This is a genomic window from Vibrio ouci, assembly GCF_004551525.1.
GTDB lineage: Bacteria > Pseudomonadota > Gammaproteobacteria > Enterobacterales > Vibrionaceae > Vibrio > Vibrio ouci.
Map to the genome: position 1 here is coordinate 1 of NZ_SATR01000019.1, position 24989 is coordinate 24989.

The window sequence follows — 24989 nt, forward strand, 5'->3', positions numbered from 1 at the left end:
TTATCCGCTGAATACTTGCACCCTCGAAGGAATAAACAACAAGATAAAATTAATCAAGCGGATGGGATATGGCTATAGAGATACCGATTACTTCTTCTTAAAGATAAAAGCGGCTTTCCCCGGAAAGCCACGATGAACCTTTTTTATTTGGCGCTGTTTAATGTTTAACTCACGACTTCAACATCGGTCTCAGGTGTACTACAGCACGCGAGAACAATGCCCATGTTTCGTTCATGATCTTGCAGGGCTGGAACATCCGGTTGGTGTACCTTACCTGACTCTACCGTCACCTTGCAGGCCCCACATAAGCCAGCACGGCAACTATTGGCGATTGGTGCTCCAGCATCTTCAGCCTGCTCTAAAAGCGTTTTTTGATTGTCACCAACAAACACATGGCCATTAACACTCAAAGTCAGCTCTTTCAGTGGTTGAGCTGAAACTTGACTCACGCCAAACGCTTCTTGGTGATAGTGCTCTTCTGGCAAGCCTTTCTTCAGTAATAAATTTTTCGCTTTTTGCATGAAGCCATCTGGTCCACACACAAACACCTGACGCTGCTCAACATCTTGAATCTGTTTCAAGTGCGACAGAGTTAAACGCCCCTTTAAGCCGAACCAGTCTGTAGGTGCTTGTGACAATGAGATAAGCACGGTAAGCCCATCGTGTTGACTACGCAGAGCATCCAATTCAGCTTTGCACGGAATATCTTCAACACTTCGGCACTGATGATAGAAAACAACATCACCCATTTGATTATGATCCGCTAAATAGCGCAGCATTGATAACATAGGAGTGACGCCGCTGCCCGCTGACAGCAGCAATATTGGATGATCGTGTTTATCACCCAAGTGGAAACTGCCGTCAGGCTCTTCGCACACTAGCTCATCACCGATATTAAGATGATCGATTAACCAGTTCGACACTCGGCCACCATCAATACGCTTAACGGAAATCGCCAAACGACCAGGACGTGAAGGGCTAGAGGACAAGGTATAGCGACGGCCCACAGATTCATAATCGATAGGGACGGTAATTGGTAAATGTTGGCCCGGCTGATAAACCGGTAGCTCACCATGAGGAGGTTCCAACCAGAAAGTGACAAAATCACGCGCTATTTCTTCACGCTCAACACAAGTCATGGTTAGTGTTTTCTTGCTGTTATCTGGGTAAAATTCTTTCTCTTTGTACTCTAGGACTTCGATCGTGTCGTGTTTATTAATCACCCCTTCGTTCAGAGCGACAAGGTTTTGGCCAAAGAAGACGCCGCCACGTTCATTAGCGCGGAACTGAGATAGAGTATTGAGTGGCTCTTTGCTACCACGAAACGCCCCTTTCTCGACGTCTACTGTCGTCAAAATACAGCGCTCGCACGGCTTAACGGCTTCAAATTCCACTTCGCCTATTCGAATTCGTTTCCAGCTATCTTCCGCAAATGGCTCAGTACCAGACACCACTAGGTTAGTTCGAAACTGTTCCATTGAGTGCTTTTCAGGGCTACGACGGTTAAGCTCCGCCAGCGAGGCATCGCTGATGACCAATAGTGGGTAGCCATCCGCAAAACTGACATTGTGCCCAAGCTTTTCACGAATGCGGTTGGATTGCTCACCAGTAAAAAGCAGTTCGACTCGCTGACCTAGTACTTGGCTAAACCAATCATCCGCTTCATCCGTGGTGGTATAAGCAACAAAGTTATCTTTCCAAACCTGAGCTGGGGCTTCTTGCATTTTGAATTCGCTATAACGAACTCTTAAAGCTGAATGCCCTTGCGCGGTAAAAATAAGACCATCCTGAGTTAAGCAAGACTTCACCTTTACCATCTGCGGATACTTTCGAGCAGTGACCATTGAGCCGTCAGAAAGCGCTAGCATAAAACGTCGGTCAAACATCAACCCCTGCTTTTCTACCCAAGAAGTAGAAACAGAAAGGCCGCCGACAGATTTAACAGGAAACACGTTGATTTGAGAAAGAACTGGAGCTGACATTGCTTATCCTAAGCTAGGTATATTGTGCAGTTATTATACCCAACTGCATTACGCTGTCTTGACTTGAATTTGAAACAACGTATTGTAAATGTCAGGGTTCTATCTCAGAAACATGACAAATGTCAGAATTCCGCAAACATCAAAGCTTTAGGCGTTATCGCGTTGGACTTTCGATGCGAGCTCTAGATAATGGATATCACAAAATCGTTGTAATTAGGGAACTAACACAAAGGAGTTCATATGAATAAGTTAGTAATGATCCTGCTATGTATCTTTCTTCCACCATTAGCAGTATTTATCGATAAAGGTTTAAACAAAGACTTTGTTATCAACCTTATTTTGACTTTCTTCTTCTTCCTACCAGGATCAATTCACGCACTTTGGTTGACACTAAAGTAAGTGAAAGATTGCCTATGATTTAGGCAACTAAAGCCTCTCACTGAAAAAGAGGATGAAATACTGAGCAGATTGCTCTATCATCCTGTCGCCTAAGCGTAAGCGTTTGCTTTGACAGTTTTCGCTGCGTTTAGGCTCCAATCAGACAACCTAAAATATGGTGGGAGCAAAAATGACAACACTTACGATCACACGTCCTGACGACTGGCACGTTCACCTACGCGATGGCGAAGTGCTAAAGGATACCGTGCGAGACATTAGCCGCTACAACGGTCGCGCGCTAATCATGCCAAATACCATCCCACCTGTAACTAACACTGAAATGGCTCTTGCTTACCGCGAGCGTATCATGGCAGAAAAGCCAAGCGAGCAATTCGAGCCGCTGATGGCGTTATACCTGACAGACAACACCACTCCAGAAGAAATTCGTAAAGCAAAAGAGTCTGGTGCAGCGGTAGCCGCTAAGCTATACCCAGCAGGCGCAACAACCAACTCTGATTCAGGCGTAACATCGGCAAAGAATATCTATCACGTTCTTGAAGCAATGCAAGAAGTGGGTATGTTGCTCTTGGTACACGGTGAAGTGACTCACCACGATGTCGATATCTTCGACCGCGAGAAACAGTTCTTAGACACAGTGTTAGCGCCAATCGTGAATGACTTCCCGAACCTAAAGATTGTTCTTGAGCACATCACGACTGCCGATGCAGCTAACTTTGTGAAGAACGCTAACGAGAACGTAGCAGCAACAATTACTGCGCACCACCTACTATACAACCGCAACCACATGTTAGTTGGCGGAATTAAACCACACTTCTACTGCCTACCAATTTTGAAGCGCAACACCCACCAAACTGCGCTAATCGAAGCGGCAACAAGCGGCAGCAAGAAGTTCTTCTTAGGGACTGACTCTGCGCCACACGCGAAAGGCATGAAAGAAGCGGCTTGTGGCTGTGCGGGTTCGTATACTGCACACGCAGCTCTAGAGTTATACGCTGAAGTGTTCGACCAAGAAGGTAAACTAGACAATCTAGAAGCGTTCGCAAGCCATAATGGCCCTGACTTCTACGGTGTACCGCGCAACGCAGATACAGTAACGCTAGTGAAAGAAGAGTGGCCAGTTGCTGAAAGCATGCCATTTGGCAACGACATTGTTGTGCCAATTCGTGCTGGTGAAACTATCGCATGGAAAGTGAAATAATCACTTCCTTGTAGTCAATATTGTAAAGAGCCACCTTAGGGTGGCTCTTTCATTTTTAACCATTAGACATATTTGACCTAAACTAACGCTATAGCTATCGGTAAAGGCATTTATGGGAATTAACCTCGATATACCTACCCTGTCTGTAGTTTGTGTATTACTCGCGTTCACTTACAGTATTAGTTTAGCGCTGATACAAAAACTCCAGCCCCAGATTAAAGGGATTAACCTTATTTCCCTCGCTTTATTCACGCTGGGCGTTGGCTTCTTGCTCCTCAGCTATGGCAACAACGCGACTTTGTGGCTAACCAAGATATTGGCCAACTCCTTCATCATGTTTAGTTTCACTCTCATACTTCACGGTGTATGTCAGCTTCGCGGGTACCCTACCTCGATTACCAACCATGGCTATTACGCACTACCGCTGGTCATTATCGGCTTAACCTACTTCACCTATTTTTCCATTTCGACCCATGCCCGAATCGCGATTGTCGCCATATATACGTCATACATGAGTATTTTAACCTTTTACGCTAACCATAAAGGTGTAGCCGAAGACATTGCGCCATCTAAGGTTCTGCTCTCAAGCGGTATGCTGATTTATGCAGGGTATGCGCTGTTTCGTATGGTTTATCTTCCTTTTGAGCACACCATCAAAGACTTTATGGTCGCCAGCTGGGTTCACCAATATGCATTTATCAGCCTAGTCATAATGATCATTTTCATCGGCCTATCGGTAACTTGGATGTTAGCAGGGCGACTAGTCGCCACCATTTATGATACATCTTTAAAAGACGGACTCACCAAGCTATACAACCGTCGAGCATTAGAGGAGTTAGTTCCCAAAGAAGTCACCCGCGCGTTTCGCTTCGAACACCAACTTTCAATACTGCTGATTGACATCGATAATTTCAAACAAATCAATGACATATATGGTCACCAGACCGGTGATCAAGTGCTGAGGGAAATAGGCAGGATCTTAAAAGTAGAAACATTCAACAACGAGTTTTCGTTTCGATATGGTGGTGAAGAGTTCCTAGTCTTATTGCCAGAAACCACCGAACAACAAGCAGAAGTCATCGCAGAAAGAATCAGAGAAGTGATTGCTAGAACTCCGCTGTTACCTAGCCATCGTGAGCGCTGCACTGCCAGCTTTGGCGTCAGTGCCTTAAGAGATGGAGAACATTGGGAGTCACTCATCGAGAGGGCTGACAAAGCTCTGTACAGCGCGAAACGCAGCGGTAAAAACCGAGTCGTCGTGAGTGACTGATTGTACCAAGCTTGGTTACAGGCCGATCGCATTCATCAGACGCAGTGGCCAAGTTAGCTCGCCAAAAGCAATCAAATCATAAATGGTAAAAAACAGCACACAGATAATCGCAAGCTTTAACAGTCGAAAAAGAATAAGCATAGTAAGACATCAAGTTTACAAAGTGGCCGTCAGAATGACTTAACTCTCGATTTCAATCAAGTGGTAAGCTTCTCAAGCCCTTAGTTAAATAGATAAAAGTAAAAAAGCCGCACAAGGCGGCTTTTTAAAATTCAATTTGAGTATTAATGAATTGGCGTATCTGTCTTTGCGTAGAACTGACCAAAATACTGCTCTAGAACTTCCGGTGTCAGCTTGCCTTCAGCTTCTAGCTTTTTAAGCTCTGCTGCGATAGCTTGCTGCTCTTCTAAAGATGGCAACGCCACTTCTGGCTCATCACCCATCTCTTGAGACATTTGCTCTAGCTCTTTTTCGAAATCACTCATGATCCCACTTACCTTTAAAATAATAACTGAGGCTAAGTCTACCGATTTAGCCTCAGTTATTCTAGTCACTACAGACTATAGCTTAAAGCTGCCTACCATTCGGTCTAGACGAACCGACAGTTCCTTAAGCTCTGCACTTGCTTCTGCAAGCTCTTCAGCTGTACCTGTCGTGACTTCGTTGACCGCATTAATCTCTTCAATGTTTTGATTGATGGTATGTACCACGGTCGACTGCTCTTCCGTTGCTGTCGCGACTTGAGTGTTTCTATCTGAGATATCGTGAATACGCTCAGAAATACTGATCAGTACTTGCACCGCTTCATCAGACGCAGACACACCCTCACCTGTCACCGCTTTACCCGCATCCATCGCGGTTACCGCATCTTTAGCATCGCTTTGTAGTTGATTGATCATCTTCTGGATCTCTTCGGTCGAGTCCGCAGTACGACTTGCTAAGTTACGTACTTCGTCCGCTACCACAGCAAAGCCACGCCCTTGCTCACCCGCACGCGCAGCTTCAATCGCCGCGTTGAGTGCCAGCAAGTTAGTCTGCTCTGAAATATCACGAATAACACCAAGGATTGAACCAATATCTTGCGTCGTTGAAGCAAGCTGCCCAACAACCTGACCTGTGCTCTCGATGTCCGCCGCTAAACGGCTAATTGCATCTTTCGCTTGGTTAACAACGTCTTGTCCCACTTGGGTGTTGCTTGATGCTTCTGAAGCTGTTTCTGCAGCCGTTGCAGCATTGCTGGCGATTTCACTAATGGTTGCACCCATTTGGTTAATCGCAGTCACGACTTGGATGGTTTGATCACGCTGAGCCTGACTATTGTCATGAGTGATATGCGCTTTATTTGAAACGCCATCAGCCGCAGACTGAAGCGCGCTACTTGTTTCGGCGACTTCTTTCATCGATTGGTGGATCTTTTCAATGAAGCCATTAAAGCCTTCGGATAGCTGACCAATCTCATCATTGCCTTTTACTTCAATACGCTGAGATAAATCGCCATCACCTTTGCCTAAGTCAGCAAAGCGAACTGAAATAGCACGAATTGGGCGGGCGATACTATTCGCCAAGAAGATCCCCATCAGAATGAACAGGCCTGCGACAACAACGGTTGTCACCATCATCTGTTTGGCCACGGCATTCAGATCAGCAAAGACTTCATCAACTGGCACTACACCCACCACAAACCAGTCCATCGTCGGAATATAAGTACTTGCGACAAATACTTGTTTCCCTTCATAGTCCGCTTGGATTAGGTTAAAGCCCGATTTTCCAAGTAACTCAGAAGACTCCGAACCATATAAATTCGATAGTGACGATTTCGCTTTGTTCGATTCGCGGTGGATTTGAATATCACCTTTAGCATCCGCTAGGAATACAAAACCAGTGTCTTGAATGCGGAAGCTGTTCAGTAACGAAACCATATCGTCCATCGACTTAGACAAACCTGCCATCGCGTGGCCATTCAGCTGTTGATAGTTAGTGAACATTTTCACATCACCATTGGCTTCTTGGAAAATACTCACTGAGGTGTCTTTACCTGATTGAGTAAAACCAAAGAACCAACCATCTTGCTGTTGATTAAGCTGGCGCAAGAAACCGTTCTGGTTCCAGTAGTATGCGGTATCGCGGTTTGCTACTGATGCATCGTTCAGCTGATATTGGTTGCGAACATTATTAAGCTGCTTGATAAGCAGGCGTTCTGTCTCAGGACTAATTTCTGTTGTATCTACCGCTTGTTTAATAAATTCGTTGTTGGCAAGCTGGTGAGCTGCCGATAAAAGTTGGCTAACATCGCGGTCGATTTGACTATTAATTTGCTCCAGCATCAGTGGAAGCTCGATATCGATGAGACGGTGCTCTAATACCGATCGCGCTTGTCGTTGAGCCATCACACCAACAATAATCGTTGAAGCCAGTACCGCAAAGGTGATACCTGCAACGACCTTTTGTTTTATGCTAATTGAAGTTAGTTTCATGTCTGCTGCCTTTCAAAGCATTAGGTTTCGTAAAGGGTAATAAGTGGTCAGTGACACATAAGAGTAGTGCCGTCCTTTTGATAGACCTTCCAGCCAATATAGTATATCGGACAAAACAAACATTTCTTTACTAAATATATCGATAACAAATTGATTAACTGAAAAGTAAGATTTCTCTTACCGTTAAATTTCGTGCTTGATTTTTTATTCATAATTCATAAACAATTGAATCTATGGAATTTATCATCGGCATCCTTCTAGTCGCTGTTGATTTTTCCATCAATCAGTTAACCGCTCAGTTCAAACGTGGAACTTTTTTCGTTCACCAGATACTAAGTGAAAAATAGGGAGAAACACGATCATGAATTCTGACGCTCTAAAACACCTACGCGAATACTTAAACAGCCAAGTTATTGGCCAGAGCGAACTGGTGAACCAATTGCTCATCGCACTGCTTGCCGATGGCCACATTTTGGTTGAAGGGCCTCCGGGACTTGCCAAAACTCGCGCAGTAAAATCATTGGCTGATTGCATTGAAGGTGATTTTCACCGTATTCAATTTACCCCAGACTTACTGCCAGCGGACTTAACCGGCACTGATATATTCCGTCCTGAAACAGGCGAATTCACCTTCCAATCTGGACCTATTTTCAATTCATTGGTACTAGCCGATGAGATCAACCGTGCGCCGGCTAAGGTACAAGCAGCGATGCTCGAAGCCATGGCAGAAAAACAGATCACCGCGGGCCGCAACACTTATGCGCTACCAGAGCTTTTCTTAGTGATGGCGACGCAAAACCCGATTGAACAAGAAGGGACCTATCCTCTGCCAGAAGCGCAGTTGGACCGCTTCTTAATTCACCTTGATGTAAACTACCCAGACGCACAAAGTGAACTTGAGATTTTACGCCTTAACCGTGGCGAGGCGAAAGGCGACACTGCCCCGACGCCACCAACTCTGACTCAAGCCGATATTTTTGCCGCGCGCCAGTCTGTTCTCAATGTCCACATGGCTGACACTATCGAGCAATACATCATTCGACTGATCATCGCGACTCGCAATCCTAGCAACTATGATGACACACTTGCTCAATGGTTAGAGATGGGGGTAAGTCCTCGTGCCACTATCGCCCTTGACCGTTGTGCTCGCGCTCATGCTTGGTTAAATGGTCGAGACTTTGTTTCACCTGAAGATGTTCAAGCGATGGCATTTCCTGTACTGAGACACCGTTTACTGCTGAGTTACCAAGCGCAAGCGGAAGGTATTCATCCAAATCAAGTCATCAACAAGCTTCTTTCTTTAGTAGGTAGCGCTTAAGGTTAAATGATATGGAACAAACGCTGCCTGCATATAGTGACGGGGTCAATCTTTGCCTAGACGAGCTGCTGTATTACAAACAGCAATGCGTTAAGTGGTTGCCACCAGCCAAAAGTCTTTGGTCGCAAATGCTTGGCCAACACCAAAGTCGTCAGCTAGGCCGCGGTATGGATTTTAGTGAAGTGCGCCAATACCAACCCGGTGATGATATTCGGGCGATTGATTGGCGCGTCACCGCTCGTACCGGCAAGCCTCATACCAAGCTGTTTTCAGAAGAGCGAGAGAAGCCTGTTGTGCTTTACCTCGACTTTTCATCCAGCATGGCGTTTGGCTCTCAGTTGCTGTTGAAGTCTGTACAAATGGCCCATATGGCAAGCTTGATTTCTTGGTTAAGTGTCACGCAACAAGATCGTATTGGTGCGGTGATTGATACCGGAAACGAGCTGATTGAGTTAAAGCCAACATCAAGAAACCGTGGGGCTCTGGCGCTATTACAGACCTTGGTCACTTGTCACCAAAGCTTGATTAACCAGCCATCTCGCAACGACCAAGATATTGGCCATGCGCTTCAGGCTCTGGCGCGTTTATGTCCAAAAGGGAGCGAGATCATTTTATTGAGTGATTTTTCTCGCCTAACAACCCAACATGAGCCTAAACTCAGCCGCCTTTGCCAACACAATCGCGTTCGTATGGTGCAAATCAGCGACCCTCTAGAGCGCGGGCAAACAGGTTTTCGTGGCACAGAACAAGTCTCAAATCAAAACGACACTCGTTGGTTAGACTTTTCGTCACGCAAAACACGCCAAGGTATTGAGCGCGCGTTCTCAGAGCAGCAACAGCACCTAATACAACTCACTCAAAAGATGGGCATCAGCTTTTCTTCACTCTCTAGTGAACAAGCTCTTACTCAACAGCTACACGGACTATAAACATGAGTAATGAAACTCAAACATCACCGCTTCCCTTAAACCCAATGCACCTACCTGAGCCTCCGTCATGGTTACCACTCTCTTGGGGTTGGTGGGCAGTGATTGCGAGTATTTTGCTGACTAGCCTTATCATCTTTATGTTTACTCGCTGGCGTAAAAAGCGCTTGGCTCCAAAACGAACCGCACTACGATTACTTGCTAACGGCAACCGACCTTCTGAAGCCATTGAACTAGTGAGACAAGCGGCGCTGTGCTATTTCCCAAGAGAGCAAATTGCTCAACTCACAGGTAAAGAGTGGTATTCATTTCTTGATAGCCAACTAGCGACGCCTCGCTTTAGTGACAACTACGACCTGTGGCAGCAAGCGCTATACACTAATCAGGCAGTACCAAATGCAGAGCAACTTATTCAACATTGTAATGAATGGGTTGAGCAGGCTCTGCCTCCCAAAAAAGGAAAAGTTTCTCGTGGCTAATATCAGCTTCGTGTGGTGGTGGATGTGGCTATTACTTCCACTGCCCTTGCTCGTTTACTACTTCGCTCCCCCCTTAAAACAAGCCGCTCCTGTTCGTCTTCCCTACTTACCTGAATCAGGTACTGCAGTTGCGCCAACCAATACGCTTGCACGGGTGTTGGTTGCAATAACTTGGATTGCACTCGTCGCTGCGCTCGCACGCCCTGTTTGGTATGGCGATCCGGTGACAACTCAACCTAAACACCGTGACTTAATGTTAGTGCTCGATCTCTCCTATTCAATGAGCCAAGAAGATATGCAAGACGGCGATCAATATATCGATCGACTCTCTGCGGTAAAAAACGTCGTCAGTGATTTCGTTCAGCAGCGTGAAGGCGACCGATTAGGTCTGGTTCTATTTGCCGACCACGCTTATCTGCAAACGCCATTAACCCTAGATAGAGAAACCGTCTCTGACCAAGTTAACTCTCTGGTACTGCGCCTTATTGGTGATAAAACCGCCATTGGTGAAGGTATTGGCCTTGCGACAAAAACCTTTGTTGATAGCGAGGCTCCCCAAAGAGTGATGGTACTGCTCAGTGACGGTAGTAATACCTCTGGTGTTTTGGAGCCACTTGAAGCCGCTAAAATCGCTAAAAAGTACAATGCGACGATTTACACCATCGGTGTTGGCGCGGGCGAAATGTTGGTCAAAGAGTTTTTCATGACTCGCAAAGTAAACACCGCCAAAGATCTTGATGAAAAGACTCTGAAGCAGATTGCCGAACTCACTGGTGGACAATACTTCCGCGCTCGTAATGCTGATGAACTGGCAACCATCTACGACACCATCAACAGCCTAGAGCCAATTAGCCAAGCAACGCAAACGTGGCGACCTCAAACCGAATGGTTCCCACTGCCACTGACTCTTTCGCTGCTGTGTTTTTCTTTACTACTGATTGTCCGGAGGAATTATGTCTGATTTTGTTTTCCTCTCCCCTTACTGGTTAATTGCCAGCTTGCCTTGGTTCGCCTTTATTATCTGGCTATCAAAACGGGCGAGTTCACATACCTTAATCGCTCCGCACCTAGCGAAAGTAATGGGGGTACAAGCCAAAAGAAGCCACTCAGGCTGGCTGTCAGTCATGGCATTAAGTGGCTTGATTGCGATTGTTGCACTTGCAGGGCCAAGCTTTAAAACCCAAGAGCTGCCAAGTTATGCCAACAGCAGTGCCAGAGTGCTGGTGATGGATATGTCGATGTCGATGTACGCCAACGACATCAAGCCTAATCGCCTAACCCAAGCGCGTTACAAGGCGATAGATTTACTGGCAAACTGGAAAGAAGGTTCGACTGGACTGGTCGCTTACGCGGGTGATGCCTACCAAATTAGCCCAATGACAAGCGACAGCCAGACCATTATCAATTTGTTGCCCAATCTCTCCCCTGAGCTCATGCCCTACCCTGGCGCGGATGCAAGTAAAGGGATTGAGCTGGCCATCAATATGATGACCAATACTGGCCTTGCAACTGGCGACATCGTGTTAATCACAGATGATATCGACGATATGGAGCGCTCAGCGATTGAGAAGCTGTTAAAAGGCACTGACTGGCGACTGTCTTTTTTAGGGGTTGGTACCCGTTCAGGCGCGCCAATCCAACTCAATGATGGGACCTTAATGACACATAGCAATGGTCAGCCTGTGGTCGCGAAATCTAACTTCGATAATATGCGCACGCTTACATCGACTTTAAATGGTGAGTTTATCCCTGTCCAAGTCACCAACAGCGACGTGGAACGAATCACTCAAATCACCTCTCACCTAGATGATACCAATGCGCAAAATAGCAGCCATAAGGTCGCAGAACGCATCAATCAAGGCTTTTGGTTGCTGCCTTTACTGATCCTCCCTGCCTTGCTGCTATTTAGACGCGGGTTATTTTTGAGTGTGTTGTTACTAGGACTGCCATTAGTTAGCCCTGAACCTGCCATGGCTAGTCCTTGGATAAACAATGATCAACAAGCCAAACAACTGTTTGATCAAGGCAAGTTCGCTGATGCCGCCGAGCAGTTTACTGACCAGCAATGGAAAGGGGTTTCTCAGTATCAAAGTCAGAACTACTCAGGTGCGATTGAAACGCTTAAGAACGAACAAAGTGTTGATGGACGATACAACTTAGCCAATGCCTATGCCCAAAATGGTCAGTTGGATGACGCTGCGAAGATCTACCAAGAGATACTCAAACAAGACCCGCAGCATCAAGACGCAAAGCACAACTTAGAGGTAGTGAACCAAGCCCAACAGCAACAGCAACAGCAACAGCAACAGCAACAGCAACAGCAACAGCAAGACGAGTCTAATCAAGACCAAAGCGATAGCAAGTCGCAAGACTCTCAGGACTCTCAGGACTCTCAGGACTCTCAGGACTCTCAGGACTCTCAGGACTCTCAGGACTCTCAGGACTCTCAGGACTCTCAGGACTCTCAGGACTCTCAGGACTCTCAGGACTCTCAGGACTCTCAAAATGATAAGAGCTCAAATCCTGAGTCAAGTCAGTCGCAAGAGAATAAACCCTCTCAAAGCGAGCAGGAAAATCAGTCGAAGACTGAAGAAGAGCAGTCCAAAGATCAACAATCTCAGTCTGATCAACAACCGAGCGCAAATGCTGAGCAAGAGCCGAATAGTGAGCAAAAAGATGAAACCGATTCCCAGCAACAGATGCAGCAAGCGCAGCAACAAGATAACCAACAGGCTATCGACCCTGAACTAAGAAAGCTGCAGCAAGTAGAAAATGCCCGTGACCCGAGTCGATTACTGCAAGCACAGATGATCTTGCAGGCTCAGCAAAAACAACCACCACAAGATACAGGTAAAAAATGGTAATGAAGAAACAAGCTAAACTCTTTTTCGCCAGCCTATGCGCACTACTGTTTGTCTTAATCAGTCCAGCCGCCTTCGCGACTAACATTCAGGTGACGGTGAGCAAAAATAAAGTCGTTAAGAACGAAGTTTTCCAACTCAGAGTCGTGGTGGACAAAAAGGTCTCATCGGACGCGATTGATTTTTCAGCGCTAAGCCAAGACTTTTATTTCGGTAGGCCAAGCTTTGGCTCATCGATAAACATCATCAATGGTGACCGTACGACGCGTAGTGAATGGAATATTTCATTAGCCGCTCAACGATTAGGCCTAACGTCGATCCCAGCATTCACAGTAGATGGCACATCATCACAGCCGATTACGATTCAAGTCTCTGCCGACACCGACCAGCCTAAAGTTACCGATTTGGTCGAGCTACAAAGCGCACTGAGCAAAGATGAACTTTACCCGAAAGAGAGCGCCACGCTTACCACTCGCCTAATCGTAAAAGCAGACCCGCGCCGACTGCAAAACCCGAATATCCAACCGCCTGCGATTATCGGCGACAGTCAGTCTGGGCTATCTCTCGAAGCTCTCGGTGAACCTAATCAGTACCAAAGTGTGTTAGATGGGGTTGAAGTCACTGTGGTCGACCAAAACTACCGTGTAACGGCCAATACTGCGGGTGATTACACCCTTAATGGTATTGGCTTCAAAGGCAGCGTTATTTATGGCGATAACCGTAGCGGTACTACTAAGCTAGTCTCGGCCAATACACCAGCGAAACAATTCAAGATTCACGTCTCTCCGATTCCAAGCCAATATCAAGGTGAGTGGCTACCCGCAGCAAGTCTAAGTTTGACGCAGCGCTGGGGCGACTCTGCAGGTAACACCATTTCGACAGATAGCTATCAGACTACCGTAGGAGAGTCTCTAACTCGCGAGATTACCTTAGATGTCGAAGGGCTTGCCTCTGAGCATATCCCTAATTTAAAAGTGAACTATCCAGCGAGCATCCGCGTTTACCAAGAAAAACCTCAGTTTCAAGATCTAGGTAACGGCAAAACAAGAATGACGGTCAAGCAAGTGTTGATTGCTCAGCAACAAGGCGAGGTACACCTGAGCGATGTATCGCTTAACTGGTGGGACACAAGCAACAGTGTCGCTAAGACAGCGACTTTGCCAGGGTTAGATATCCAGATCGCAGCGGGCAGCGGGTTAAGTAATGAGCCTTTAGCTGCACCAGCCGCTAACATCAGCAAGCCTAGAACGGTGACGGTATACGAGCGAGGAATATGGCCATACCTGACCGCACTGTTTGCGCTATTATGGCTAGCGACTCTAGTCATGTTAATTCTCTCGCGTAGCCGTAAAACGACAAAAGTCACCTCGACACCTACAACGAGTGAAGTCGAACAGATCCTCACGGCGCTGAAGCAAGATGACAAAGTCAAAGCAAACTATCTAATCAAACATTGGTTAGACAGCAATATAGGGATGGAACCAAATTTGGTGTTAGAAGTTCGCGCAGAACAAGCGGCCATGAACCAGAGCCAATATGGCAGTGAAGGTAACCCTTGGAAGGCAGCAAAACTTATCAAGCTGATTAAGAAAGCGAACAAGAGCCAAGGTTCAGCAAAAACGGCTAAAGAGCCCTTACCTCCTCTATAAATAGTATGCAGTAAAAAAGCCTTGCGATGTTTCATCCCAAGGCTTTTTTATTAGGCGTTAACCAACATTAGCGTCGAGCCGACAACACTATTTCGTCCGTTATTTTTCGCTTGATAAAGAGCTTGGTCAGCGGCGCTATACAGTTTGTCGAAGCTAAATTCACTTTGCTTTAGCTCCATGACCGAATAACCCACAGACACCGTAAGCGTCTCTTTCACCGAACTCTGTTCATGAGGAATCAATTCAAGCTCAATGCTACGTCGAATACTCTCGGCTAGCTGGGCCACTTTTTCTGCGTTCTGAGTCGTCATCAGCAGCGCAAACTCTTCTCCACCAATACGGCAAAAGACTTCACTATCCGACTTAGTGTGCTGCTGTAATATGCTGCCAACTCGCATCAAGGCAATGTCGCCCTGCATATGACCATATTGGTTGTTATAAAGGCCAAAGTAGTCAATGTCGACGATAATCAACCCATAACATTGAGAGCCGGAATTCGTGTTACGACAGATATCTTCTAACAATGCCTCAAGCATTCTCCGGTTACCTAGACGTGTCAGAGGATCGAGCTTTGACATCGTCTCAAGTTGCTCATTGGCACTTTGAAGCTCTCGAGTTCGGGTCTTAACCTCTTTCTCAAGGTTATTGTTCAGCTCATGAATCGCTTCTTGCGCTCGCGTTTTAAGCAGGACTTCAGTCAGGTTCGAAGCAAACATACGGATCACTTCACGCAGTTGGTGAGTCAACGGTGAACGTTTAATTAAGTTGTCGGCCGCGATAAATGCAATTGGTTCACCATTATTACTGACCAACATGGTCATGGCAGTCCAACCAAAGCCAACAATATTGAAGTCATGGTAAATCGGTACTGACTCTTCAAACACCACCTCATTGGGATTAGCACGCGCAGCATTAACGATGGAGCGGTCAATGGTTTCAGAGCGGTAGTAGGACTCATCGACCACATTACCCTGAATGTCGGTTCCCCAAGTGCCTTGCATATAGGTACATGATTCATCAGTAAGAAAAACGGCAAAACGATCAATACCCAAGCGATTGATCGCAAAGGTCACTGCGGATTTACACACTTCACTAATGGTCATGCAACGGGATAACTCAACCATGCTAGCGTGTAACATGCGAACGTTTTGCTCTTGGCGCTTGCGAATATAGATCTGTGACAGTAGTGAGCCAAACGACTCAAGCATTTGGCGTTGGTATGAAGTAATAGGCGTGCGGTGGATATAGTTGTCCATGGCTATCCAGCCGATGATCTCGTCACCATCACGCAAAATAAGCATGCCATTCCAACCTTGGCCGATAACACTTCCTGCCGTATACAGAGGCGCTTCTTCGACGACGACAAGATTCGCTTTGCCTTCAAACAGCGCATCAATATAGGTTTCTTCCAACTGGTGAAGATCGTACTGGGTATGATGTTCACTGACGGTATTACCCTGCTCATCAGTACCGTATGTACCGCTAAAGCAGCGTTTTTTAATATCAAGTAACATGAATACTGCGCGATCAAAGCCCAGCTTTTCACGGATCACCTCTACCGCCATTCGATACAATTCATCAAGATTTTTCGGATTAGAGATCTCTGCCGAGACTTCTTGGACAAGTTTCATGTTGTCAATAAACAGCTCACGCTGCTTGATCACATCAAGATACTTGGCTTCTTTGATATCTCGCTGTTTAAACTCTTTCGCCGCTTCGGTCTCAGCTCGAACACATTGCCAACGAGAGGCGATAATTTGCAGCGCATCAAGTTGGTTGAACTGGTTTAACTCGCTTATCTTTGCCGCAGACGCATTTTCAATCACTAAATAAGCGCGTCTTTTGGGGTGATTATCGAGCATAAATACATAGCTGTCTTCTGCCATGATTTCTGAATAGCGCCACTGGCAGGTGTTAAGCACCAAAGGGATAAGGCCATCTGAAGAATCGAACTGGGAAACCCAAGTCCAGAAGGTATTAGGGTAGTTTAGTAGTGAAGCAGGGTTGCCGTGACTAAACAAAAAGTTTAGCTCTGAGCCACTTTTAGGTTCCAGAAAGATACCAATATTCTGTGGTTCCAGAAGTTCATCTAAATACTGAAATAGCGCATTTGCCAGAAAGCGATGATTTCTAGCTGAGAGAATATCTTTTAGTAGTACCCTTGGAAACATAGCCCTAGCCTGAATCGAGTTATTATTGTAGTTCGATTAAAAAAGTAACAGCTAGAAATATGCAATCAAATGTATTTGCAATCGCTTGTTAACTGACTCGCAAATCACCAAAAGCAATATGTGCAGATATGATACTCGCTACATTTTGTTGATGTTGTTTCCATATTTTGCATCGTAGTAACTATCGCTATAATAACTAAGATAAGAATCACTCATTAGTTGAGTCGATACCGCCCCCAAGATTTAAAGGATATGTAGTTTGACGCGTTGGTTATGCCTATTTAGTCTCTTTTTCACTCTGCCCACATGGGCAAGTGTCGATTTGATCGAAGTCGATAAATCGAAACGTCGTATGTATCTCATCGATAACGATCAAGTCATCAAAGAGTTTAGAATCGCGCTCGGTAAGCGTCCGAAAGGCCATAAGGTCTATGAAGGTGATCAGCGTACCCCAGAAGGACGCTATTATTTGGATTTCGTTATGGATAGCTCGGATTTTTACCGCTCAATTCATATCAGCTACCCGAACCCAAATGACGTCGCCTATGCAGATAAACTTAACGTCAGTCCGGGTGGAAACATCAAAATCCATGGGCTCAAGAATGGTGAAACCCGTCCAGCTAAGTACATTCAAAGCTTCGACTGGACGGATGGCTGTATTGCAATAACTAACCAAGAGATGGATGAGTTGCTCAAACTGGTTAAGATTGGAACACCTATTGAGATTCGTTGGTAGTCAGATTGGCCTTATCACTGGCCTTTTCTCTAGTTACCCACCAGCACATTAATGAACCGATAGTAACCATCACCACCCCTTGAATAAAGCTCTGCGTCAACACTAGACCTAAGATTACCGATGAGATAATCGTCGACAGTACAGGGGTAAAGTAGGACAACGTTGCCAATAGCACCATGTTTCCACCGATGATGGCGTAATTCCACAACGCGTAACCACTGCCCATTGCGATACCGGCAATCAACAGTAATCCCCCTGACTCAAGGTTTATGCTCATCCCCGTTTCACTGCTTAGTGCATATTTGATCCATAGCGTAATTGCCGTCATGATAAAAAATAGTGTAATGGCATTTTGTCCATTAGCGATACGTTTGGTCAGATTGCAGTAAATCGCCCATAAGAATGCGCCAGTAAAAGCCATCGCATAAGTCACTGGGTTGGTTGCAACGTTGGCAGCAATTTGCGCCACTGATAACCCTTGTTCGCCAGTGATGCTCCAAGCTACGCCAAAAAACGCTAACGCAATACTTGGGTAAACCAACACACTGGTTTTCTTGCCACTGGTTAAGACCGCCAACAGAACGGTTAATGCAGGCCATAAGTAATTAATCACCAACATTTCTATCGCTTGCTGACGCGTATTTGCCATTGCCAAAGCCAGCGCTAGACATATCTCATAGGCAACAAACAAACTACCACCGAGCAACACATAGCGAGGTGAGTACGAACGTACCTTAGGTACTCCCATTACAAGCACCAAGAAGATCGACGCTACAGTATAGATAGCCGCCGCTCCTCCGATAGGTCCAAGCATTTCAGTCACGGCGCGAGCAAGGCCCATGACACTGCTCCACAGGAAAATGGCGGCCACGCCCGCTAAGGTAAATTTATGGCTATTGTTCATGTTATTCCAAACTTAAAACAAAAAAGCCGAGCAGAGTGCTCGGCTCTTAACGGTTATGACGTATTAGATGATTTCCCAACTATGTGTCATCTCAATACCTTTACCTAGCATCAGACATACTGAGCAGTATTTCTCTAGTGAATCTGCCGCCACCTTTGCCACGATCTCAGGGTCTAAATTGTCGCCAGACACTTCAAAGTGAATGTTAACCTGAGTAAATATACGTGGAGCAGTTTCACGGCGCTCTGTGGTTAGCTTCGCGTTACAAGCAGTCACAGCTTGACCTGCTTCTTTTAGACCATCAACCACGTCCACTGAACTACAGCCACCTGCCGCCATCAGCACCATTTCCATTGGTGAGAAATAAGTGCTGTCGCCACTCGCCATTGTAATTTCTTGATTTTTATCAGTTTTACCGACAAACTTTAAATCTTCAATCCATTTTACTTCTGCTTGCATCTGCTTCTCTCTTCTACTTATTTGAGCATGTCTTATCGGATGGAAACTTAACGCCAGTCTGATGACGAATTTCCTCTAGCAATTTTGCCACAATCAACGAACGTTGGGTGCAACTTTCATTACTCATTTTGTTATTAAACTGATGAGCAAACTCAAGCGCCTCGTAATACATAGGGTTAGCATCTTGCTTAACGCTGAGATCGACCCCAATATCACTCCCACGAGTAAACTTGGTCAGCTTTTTAGCGGTAGAGATCATCTCGACCAACAAAGCCCCTTCTTCACCTTGGATTTCACTTGGCAAATAAGAGTCACTCATTTTCGAGTGCTGTAACACCACTTCAAAGCCTTGATAGCCAAGAATGACACTTCCGCTGCCATCCACGCCCGAATCCAGTAACTGAGCGTGTGCTTTCACCGTATTAGGCTCACCAAATAGTTCAATGGCAGAGCTTAAACAGTAAAAGCCAATATCCATAATCGAGCCATTAGCAAACTCTGGATTGAAGGTATTGGGGTTTTCGCCCGCAAGGTATTTCGGATAGCGAGACGAATACTGACAGTAAGTGATCAGCGCTTTACGAATTTTCCCTATCCCTGATAGCTCTTCTTTCAAGCATTTAAAATTAGGCAGATGAGGCGACATAAACGCCTCAAACAACAAGACATTATTCTGTTGTGCAACATCGAACATCTCTGTTGCCAAAGCAAAACTTGCGGCCATTGGCTTTTCGACAATGACATGTTTGCCCGCTTGCATCATTTGAATCGCCTGAGGGCCATGCAAACTGTTCGGACTCGCAATGTAAACCACATCAACCAAGGGTGATTCAGCCAAGGTTGTTAAGTCATTGAATAAGGCGGGCGATGAGTATTTTTGCCCAAACTGCTCCGCGCTCTCTAGTGAGCGAGAATAGATGGCCGTCAGCTCATACTCACCCGTTTTTAACGAAGCTTCAATAAACTGGTCGGTAATCCAATTAGTACCAATAACAGCAAGTTTTATCATTATTATTCCTTAACCAGCCCGAAAACTAAAAACTACATTTACACCGTCATTACAACACGTATTGCCAGCAGAATAAGTACCGCGCCGGACAATCTGTCAATCAATTGTGCTTTAGAACGAATCTTATCAATCAGTCGAGGGCTCGAAAGTAAAAACGTAATCAAGGTATACCACAGACCATCAACAATGAGTGGAGTCATAACGATGACACTCTTAGCCGTCACGCTGTCACCCACCGCCACAAACTGACTAAATAGAGCGATAAAGAATAGCGCAATTTTAGGGCTCAGCAATGAGATCAAAAAGCCTTCTTTTGCTGACTGCCAAACGCTAGTTTGCTGCCCAGATTCCAACCTTTCAGCAACACCACCTTTTGAGCGCAGCGCGTTGTAGCCTAGATAGACAAGATAAGCCGCACCAGCATAACTGATCGCCTTAAACAACAAAGGAGATTGCTGTAGTACAACCGCTAGACCGATCAAGGTAATGAAGGCATAAATACCAATACCAACGGCATGAGCCCATGCCGTTGCTAAACCATTGATGCGCCCGCCAGCTAAGCTATGCTTGGCTACCATGGCCAAGCTAGGTCCAGGAGACATTGCCCCCAATATCGAAATGGTAAGAAGAGATAACCAAACAGTGAACGTCATAATGCTAGATCCTTAATTTGAATAACAAAGCCCACCAATGGGCAATGAGGATAGGTCTAACGTTAAATGAGACCTGGAATGATTTGAAATCAAAGTTAATCATAGCCATCATGATTTTAACTCATACCAATAGAGTAAGGAGACACCAGCATCACATCGAGAACTTTCTCACGTATCCATTGATGTGCTTTGTCGTTGTCATATTTTGGATGCCACATCAACCAATAGTGATGAAGCTCCGTCTCGAATGGCAACGAACAATACTCAAGCCCCGCCTCTTGTGAAAGATTACGAGCAATATGCTCTGGAACCACCATGAGGTAATCACTATTTTTGAGTGCATTAATCGCCGCAGAGAAGAACGGTATTTTGAGTGCAATGCGCCTTTCAAATCCCAATTTTTTTAATGCGATATCAACCTTAGAATCTTTATCGCCCCCTCCTGTCACCTTCAAGTGAGGAAAAGTAACCAAATCGTCACAGCTTAAGTGAGTTTCAGTCTGTAGCGGGTGGCCCTTTCTCATCAAGCAAACCGACTTATCCTGCCCTATTTTTACACTGCTCAACTGTTCAGGTGGCTCATCCAACATTGTCGATGCTAAATGAATACCTGATTGCTCAAACTCATTAAGAAAGTCTGGTTGCCATAATCGATAAGCGAGGTTCACCTTAGGCGCGTGCTCCGACACAATTGAAACCACATCAGGCACAATGTACTGCGCAACGTAGTCACTCGACGACAGCACAAATTCTTGTTGCCATGTTTGAGGATCAAATGCTTTCTCAGCCAATAGAGCATCAAACTCTTCCAATAGGCTTCTAAGCTTGTCTTGCATCGCCAAAGCTCGCGGCGTAGGAACGAGTTGGTTGCCATCTCTAACTAACAAGGGGTCATCGCAAATTTCACGCAGTTGAGCCAATTGACGACTCACCGCTGACTGTGTGATATGAAGCCGATGCGCTGCATTGCTCACGTGGCACTCTTCGAGCAAGGCGTGAAGAGAGCGAAGGAGATTTAAATTTAGATTACTTAACATTTTGCATGGTGTTGAAGAATTCGGTTAATACAGTATGTGTCATCAAATGGCGTAGTTCAGGAATTCGCTGCAATTCATCACGAATCTCATTTAAACGCGTCATAGTCTCAACTTCCACATACAACATCATGTCAGTCTCACCACTGATAGCATGACACCATTTGACTCCGTCGATCTGATAGATCATCTCTGCGTAAGCTTCACAGTAATGAGTCGATCTCGACATATCAAACTTCAGCGCCAAATAGGCTTTAATCAGATCTTTAGGATTAGCCAACGCGATATCAGCATGATAACCAAGGATAATATTCTCTTGCTCAAGCTTTTGAATCCGAGCGGTAACCGCAGAGCGCGATAAGTTAACCTGCCGCGCAATGTCACTGACACTTTCCCTAGCGTTATTTTTTAATATTGAGACGATTTGAGCGTCGAATTTATCCATATAAGTGCTTCCTTTCCCTCCAACTTATTCCGTTGGTTTTGGCAATGTGACATAAAACTTACCCAGATGAAAGCTGACAAAATGACAGAAATATAAACCGCTTCCGACAATGTGACGGCAATCTGCGACGAAATGACTAATGCACAACTAAGCCGCATACGTTAACCTAATTTGACGCATTCATCTGTCGAATACTATCAGCAAGGAGAGCATGATGAGCCAATTAAAAAAAGAGATCACCTTACTCTCTGGTATCGGTCAGCTATCGACCACCTTACTTGGAACTGGGTTATTCATGGTTCCAGCCATCGCTGCGGGTATTGCTGGGCAATTCTCTTTATGGGCATGGATAGTACTATTTGTCGCTATTTGCCCTATCGCTTTAACCTTTGCTCAGCTAGGTAAGCGATTTCCAAGTGCGGGTGGCACCGCCTATTTCGTGCGTAAAGCGTTTAACTCTAAGTTAGAAAAAAGTGTCGCTTGGCTGTTTTTAAGTGTCATCCCTGTCGGCGTTCCTGCTGCGATTGCACTAGCCGCTGGTTTTTTGCAACAGCTACTGCCTAGTGGATTAAACTCATCCATCTTTGCTCAAATCCTTACGGTTGCTCTGCTTATTGGGGTTAACTTAGCTGGCGCTAAATCGTCAGGCCGACTACAAACCGTTATCGCACTGGCCATTTTTGCTTTAATTGCGGCGTTTTGGTGGCAGGGAGATTTCAGTAGTAACGACTTGATATTGCCTGAGCTCACCACTGAAAGCATTTTGCCGATTGGTCTAGCGCTCGGCGTCATGTTTTGGTGCTTTGTCGGCATCGAAGCCTTTGCCCATATGGGTGAAGAGTTTAAAAACCCTCAACGAGATTTTCCGATTGCCATCATTATTGGCTGCTTTGTTGCTGGCGCCACATACTGGGTATGCTCGGTGATCATTCTTAAGATGCAAGCTTACGGCACACCTATGTTCGACAGTGGCTCTATCCCTTGGGTCGCCAATCAACTGTTTGGTGCAGAGTTTAAGACTCTTATCAGTATCATCGGTTTCGCTGCCTGTTTTGCCAGCGTAAACCTATACACACAAAGCCTATCACGCATGTTGTGGGCTCAAGCGAGAGAATATAGCCCAAATAGCTCGTTAGCCCGTTTATCCATTCGCGGTGTACCTGCCAATGCGACGTTAGCGGTCGGCGCGGTAGTACTTGTCTCATGTATTATTGGTGAACTGTCAGGGTTGGATCTCGAGTTCTTTTTGAAGCTCGCCAATGGCATTTTTGTGCTTATCTATCTTCTCGCCATGCTTGCCGCCTATAAACTGCTGACAGGGATTAGCCGTCATTTAGCTGTGGTGTCGTTAGTACTGTGTACCGCAGTGTTTATTTGCCTAGGCTGGTCAATGCTCTACGCAGTAAGTGTCTTTGCGCTGCTAAACCTGCCTTGGCAAAAGTGGCGAGCAGTGAAAGCATCAAATAACGTATGACGTTATCTTGTCTAGGTGGATAGCGAGGATGCTGTGCTGGCTCACCTGCTTCCACTGTGGACTCTTTTCCAATGGCTCTGAAGCCAACACAACATTTGCACCACCTTGTTTGATAAACACCGTTGGCGCTTCTTGATCAGAGCTATATCGAACTACCCAAAACTGCTCCCCGTCTGAGATGCAGATTGAGGCTTTTAACGGATCCTCTATCTGCTTACTCTCCATCACCTTTTCAATCATAGACAAGGTCATTTTAATCGCTTCAACTGGGTTATCCTTTAACCCATTTTGCAGCATCAGTAAAAAGATCAATTCACTGTCTGTAGTCCCCATTCGTTTCAGAAATAACGACTCACATAATTGACGCTCAAGCTCAAATTTAACCTGTTCAAACCCGCCAATCTGACCATTATGGAGGAACATCCAGTTTTCACTTATAAAGGGGTGGCAATTGGAGCGAGAGACTTGTGTGCCTGTAGAGGAACGCACATGGGCCATAAAACGATGAGAGCGAATATGGTGGGTCAATGAGCGAAGGTTTTCATCCCCCCAAGCCGGAAGTACTTCGTGAAATTGACCGGGAGTATCTCGCTCAGTGTACCAACCAAGACCAAAACCATCAGCATTCACTCGCGTGACCGCTTTACGCGCTTCTAAACTCTGGTGCACCAATGAGTGCTCTGGTTCATAAACTAACTTATCCAAATAAATGGACTCTCCTTGGTAGGCTAACCATCGGCACATACGATTCCTTTCCTTAGCTAATTACATCTTTGTCAATAACATCACGATTTGAACATTTCAGCAAGTGTACGAATCTTAGGTTCAATCTCATCCATAGGGACATTACCAAACCCCAATACCGCACCAGACCAATCGCGCTGCCCCACTCCATCAAACTGCTCGTAGTAATTAAACGGGCGAATAACAATACCGCAAGCGTTGGCTCGCTCCGCCCATTCCTGCTCTGAGAGATACCCATACCACCTTAATGTTACGTGCAGCCCTGCCGCTTGGCTTATTACCTCTACCGAATCCGAGAAATAACGCTCAATCATGGTTACCATTAACTGGTGCTTTTGTTTATATAAACGACGCATCTTTCGGATGTGCCGAACTAAATCGCCCTCGACAATAAAATCCGCCAGCGCCGCTTGGGTATGGGTAGGAGAATCACCACTTAACGCATCCTTAAGCGTCAAAGCTTCAGTCACCATAGATTGAGGTAGAACCAAATAACCCATTCGCAAACCGTTGAACATCACCTTACTCAATGAGCCGACATAAATGACATGTTGGTCGTGCCCCGTTTTTGCCGCCAGTCCCTGTAAACTTGGATAAGGGCGATGAGCAAATTGAAACTCACTGTCATAGTCATCTTCAATAATCCAGCCACCGCGCGTTTTAGCCCATTCGATTAGCCGCAAACAGCGCATCTTGCTTAGTGCGACTGTCACGACCCAGTTGTAAATCACCAATATCAATCAACGCCATAAGTGGATCCATCCATTATCTAAAACTGGCCCTAAATAAAGAACCAATTTAAGA

At 45.7% G+C, this 24989-nt stretch carries 23 protein-coding genes and 1 pseudogene; 12 read left to right on the plus strand and 12 right to left on the minus strand.

The genetic code is table 11. The features are described 5' to 3' along the window. Positions 1 to 136, plus strand: a 136-nt coding sequence (locus ELS82_RS13205; protein WP_167489284.1) for a transposase, incomplete at its 5' end; no start/stop codon positions are given. 28 nt (positions 137 to 164) lie between these two features. Here the strand turns inward: ELS82_RS13205 and ELS82_RS13210 are convergent. Continuing rightward, positions 165 to 1982: a hybrid-cluster NAD(P)-dependent oxidoreductase gene (locus ELS82_RS13210; RefSeq protein ID WP_134835880.1), complete on the minus strand. Its 1818-nt coding sequence runs from the start codon at positions 1980 to 1982 to the stop codon at positions 165 to 167. A gap of 240 nt (positions 1983 to 2222) precedes the next feature. Here ELS82_RS13210 and ELS82_RS13215 point away from each other — a divergent pair, with 240 nt between their 5' ends. The 3 genes from ELS82_RS13215 (at position 2223) to ELS82_RS13225 (ending at position 4849) form a co-directional block, all read left to right on the plus strand. Beyond that, positions 2223 to 2381, plus strand: a complete 159-nt coding sequence (locus tag ELS82_RS13215; protein ID WP_004411392.1) for a YqaE/Pmp3 family membrane protein — start codon at positions 2223 to 2225, stop codon at positions 2379 to 2381. A 169-nt stretch (positions 2382 to 2550) separates the two neighbouring features. Further along, positions 2551 to 3579: a dihydroorotase gene (pyrC, locus tag ELS82_RS13220; protein ID WP_134835881.1), complete on the plus strand. Its 1029-nt coding sequence runs from the start codon at positions 2551 to 2553 to the stop codon at positions 3577 to 3579. Between the two features lie 112 nt (positions 3580 to 3691). After that, the gene (locus tag ELS82_RS13225) at positions 3692 to 4849 is read left to right on the plus strand and encodes a GGDEF domain-containing protein (RefSeq protein WP_134835882.1); all 1158 of its coding nucleotides are present in this window, start codon (positions 3692 to 3694) and stop codon (positions 4847 to 4849) included. Between the two features lie 284 nt (positions 4850 to 5133). Here the strand turns inward: ELS82_RS13225 and ELS82_RS13230 are convergent, their stop codons facing one another. Both ELS82_RS13230 and ELS82_RS13235 read right to left on the minus strand, forming a co-directional pair. Continuing rightward, complete coding sequence (locus ELS82_RS13230; protein ID WP_134835883.1) at positions 5134 to 5334, minus strand: restriction endonuclease subunit S; 201 nt, start codon at positions 5332 to 5334, stop codon at positions 5134 to 5136. Between the two features lie 75 nt (positions 5335 to 5409). Then, the gene (locus ELS82_RS13235) at positions 5410 to 7323 is read right to left on the minus strand and encodes a methyl-accepting chemotaxis protein (protein ID WP_134835884.1); all 1914 of its coding nucleotides are present in this window, start codon (positions 7321 to 7323) and stop codon (positions 5410 to 5412) included. Between the two features lie 361 nt (positions 7324 to 7684). On the opposite strand from ELS82_RS13235, the gene ELS82_RS13240 reads away from it, so the two are divergent. Genes ELS82_RS13240 through ELS82_RS13265 form a run of 6 tightly spaced genes read left to right on the plus strand, consistent with a single transcriptional unit; the run spans position 7685 to position 14556 of the window. Further along, positions 7685 to 8641 carry an AAA family ATPase gene (locus ELS82_RS13240; protein ID WP_134835885.1) on the plus strand — a complete coding sequence of 319 codons (957 nt, stop codon included), beginning with the start codon at positions 7685 to 7687 and terminating at the stop codon, positions 8639 to 8641. An 11-nt stretch (positions 8642 to 8652) separates the two neighbouring features. Continuing rightward, complete coding sequence (locus ELS82_RS13245) at positions 8653 to 9570, plus strand: DUF58 domain-containing protein (RefSeq protein ID WP_134835886.1); 918 nt, start codon at positions 8653 to 8655, stop codon at positions 9568 to 9570. Positions 9571 to 9572: 2 nt separating this feature from the next. After that, on the plus strand, positions 9573 to 10046 hold the full coding sequence (locus tag ELS82_RS13250) for a DUF4381 domain-containing protein (RefSeq protein ID WP_134835887.1): 474 nt from the start codon (positions 9573 to 9575) through the stop codon (positions 10044 to 10046). Continuing rightward, the gene (locus ELS82_RS13255) at positions 10039 to 11007 is read left to right on the plus strand and encodes a vWA domain-containing protein (RefSeq protein WP_134835888.1); all 969 of its coding nucleotides are present in this window, start codon (positions 10039 to 10041) and stop codon (positions 11005 to 11007) included. Before ELS82_RS13250 ends, ELS82_RS13255 begins: the two co-directional genes overlap by 8 nt. Next, on the plus strand, positions 11000 to 12910 hold the full coding sequence (locus ELS82_RS13260) for a vWA domain-containing protein (RefSeq protein WP_134835889.1): 1911 nt from the start codon (positions 11000 to 11002) through the stop codon (positions 12908 to 12910). Before ELS82_RS13255 ends, ELS82_RS13260 begins: the two co-directional genes overlap by 8 nt. After that, complete coding sequence (locus ELS82_RS13265; RefSeq protein ID WP_134835890.1) at positions 12910 to 14556, plus strand: BatD family protein; 1647 nt, start codon at positions 12910 to 12912, stop codon at positions 14554 to 14556. Before ELS82_RS13260 ends, ELS82_RS13265 begins: the two co-directional genes overlap by 1 nt. A gap of 50 nt (positions 14557 to 14606) precedes the next feature. Here ELS82_RS13265 and ELS82_RS13270 read toward each other — a convergent pair whose 3' ends face one another. After that, the gene (locus tag ELS82_RS13270) at positions 14607 to 16727 is read right to left on the minus strand and encodes a sensor domain-containing diguanylate cyclase (RefSeq protein ID WP_134835891.1); all 2121 of its coding nucleotides are present in this window, start codon (positions 16725 to 16727) and stop codon (positions 14607 to 14609) included. Between the two features lie 352 nt (positions 16728 to 17079). On the opposite strand from ELS82_RS13270, the gene ELS82_RS13275 reads away from it, so the two are divergent. Then, positions 17080 to 17463, plus strand: coding sequence for a L,D-transpeptidase family protein (locus tag ELS82_RS13275; protein WP_244230788.1), 384 nt, complete (start codon positions 17080 to 17082; stop codon positions 17461 to 17463). Here ELS82_RS13275 and yddG read toward each other — a convergent pair. From yddG to ELS82_RS13305, 6 genes are all read right to left on the minus strand, one after another. Continuing rightward, positions 17444 to 18367 carry an aromatic amino acid DMT transporter YddG gene (gene yddG, locus ELS82_RS13280; protein WP_134835893.1) on the minus strand — a complete coding sequence of 308 codons (924 nt, stop codon included), beginning with the start codon at positions 18365 to 18367 and terminating at the stop codon, positions 17444 to 17446. The genes ELS82_RS13275 and yddG overlap by 20 nt on opposite strands. A 63-nt stretch (positions 18368 to 18430) precedes the next feature. Continuing rightward, a complete protein-coding gene (locus tag ELS82_RS13285) occupies positions 18431 to 18826 on the minus strand; it encodes an OsmC family protein (RefSeq protein WP_134835894.1) in 396 nt (131 codons plus the stop codon). Between the two features lie 13 nt (positions 18827 to 18839). Beyond that, on the minus strand, positions 18840 to 19835 hold the full coding sequence (locus ELS82_RS13290; protein ID WP_134835895.1) for a Gfo/Idh/MocA family protein: 996 nt from the start codon (positions 19833 to 19835) through the stop codon (positions 18840 to 18842). Between the two features lie 38 nt (positions 19836 to 19873). Further along, complete coding sequence (locus tag ELS82_RS13295; protein WP_134835896.1) at positions 19874 to 20488, minus strand: LysE family translocator; 615 nt, start codon at positions 20486 to 20488, stop codon at positions 19874 to 19876. Between the two features lie 116 nt (positions 20489 to 20604). After that, positions 20605 to 21525, minus strand: a complete 921-nt coding sequence (locus ELS82_RS13300) for a LysR family transcriptional regulator (protein ID WP_134835897.1) — start codon at positions 21523 to 21525, stop codon at positions 20605 to 20607. Beyond that, entirely contained in the window at positions 21515 to 21967 is a 453-nt protein-coding gene (locus tag ELS82_RS13305) for an Lrp/AsnC family transcriptional regulator (RefSeq protein ID WP_134835898.1), read from the minus strand. Before ELS82_RS13305 ends, ELS82_RS13300 begins: the two co-directional genes overlap by 11 nt. 214 nt (positions 21968 to 22181) lie before the next feature. Between ELS82_RS13305 and yjeH the strand changes: the two genes are divergently transcribed. After that, positions 22182 to 23441, plus strand: a complete 1260-nt coding sequence (gene yjeH / locus ELS82_RS13310) for an L-methionine/branched-chain amino acid transporter (protein ID WP_134835899.1) — start codon at positions 22182 to 22184, stop codon at positions 23439 to 23441. On the opposite strand, the gene ELS82_RS13315 is transcribed toward yjeH, so the two are convergent. Further along, a complete protein-coding gene (locus ELS82_RS13315) occupies positions 23427 to 24185 on the minus strand; it encodes a class II glutamine amidotransferase (protein WP_134835900.1) in 759 nt (252 codons plus the stop codon). The genes yjeH and ELS82_RS13315 overlap by 15 nt on opposite strands. A gap of 41 nt (positions 24186 to 24226) precedes the next feature. After that, positions 24227 to 24868: pseudogene (locus ELS82_RS13320) on the minus strand (aminotransferase-like domain-containing protein); the annotation flags it as partial. Between the last annotated feature and the right edge of the window lie 121 nt (positions 24869 to 24989).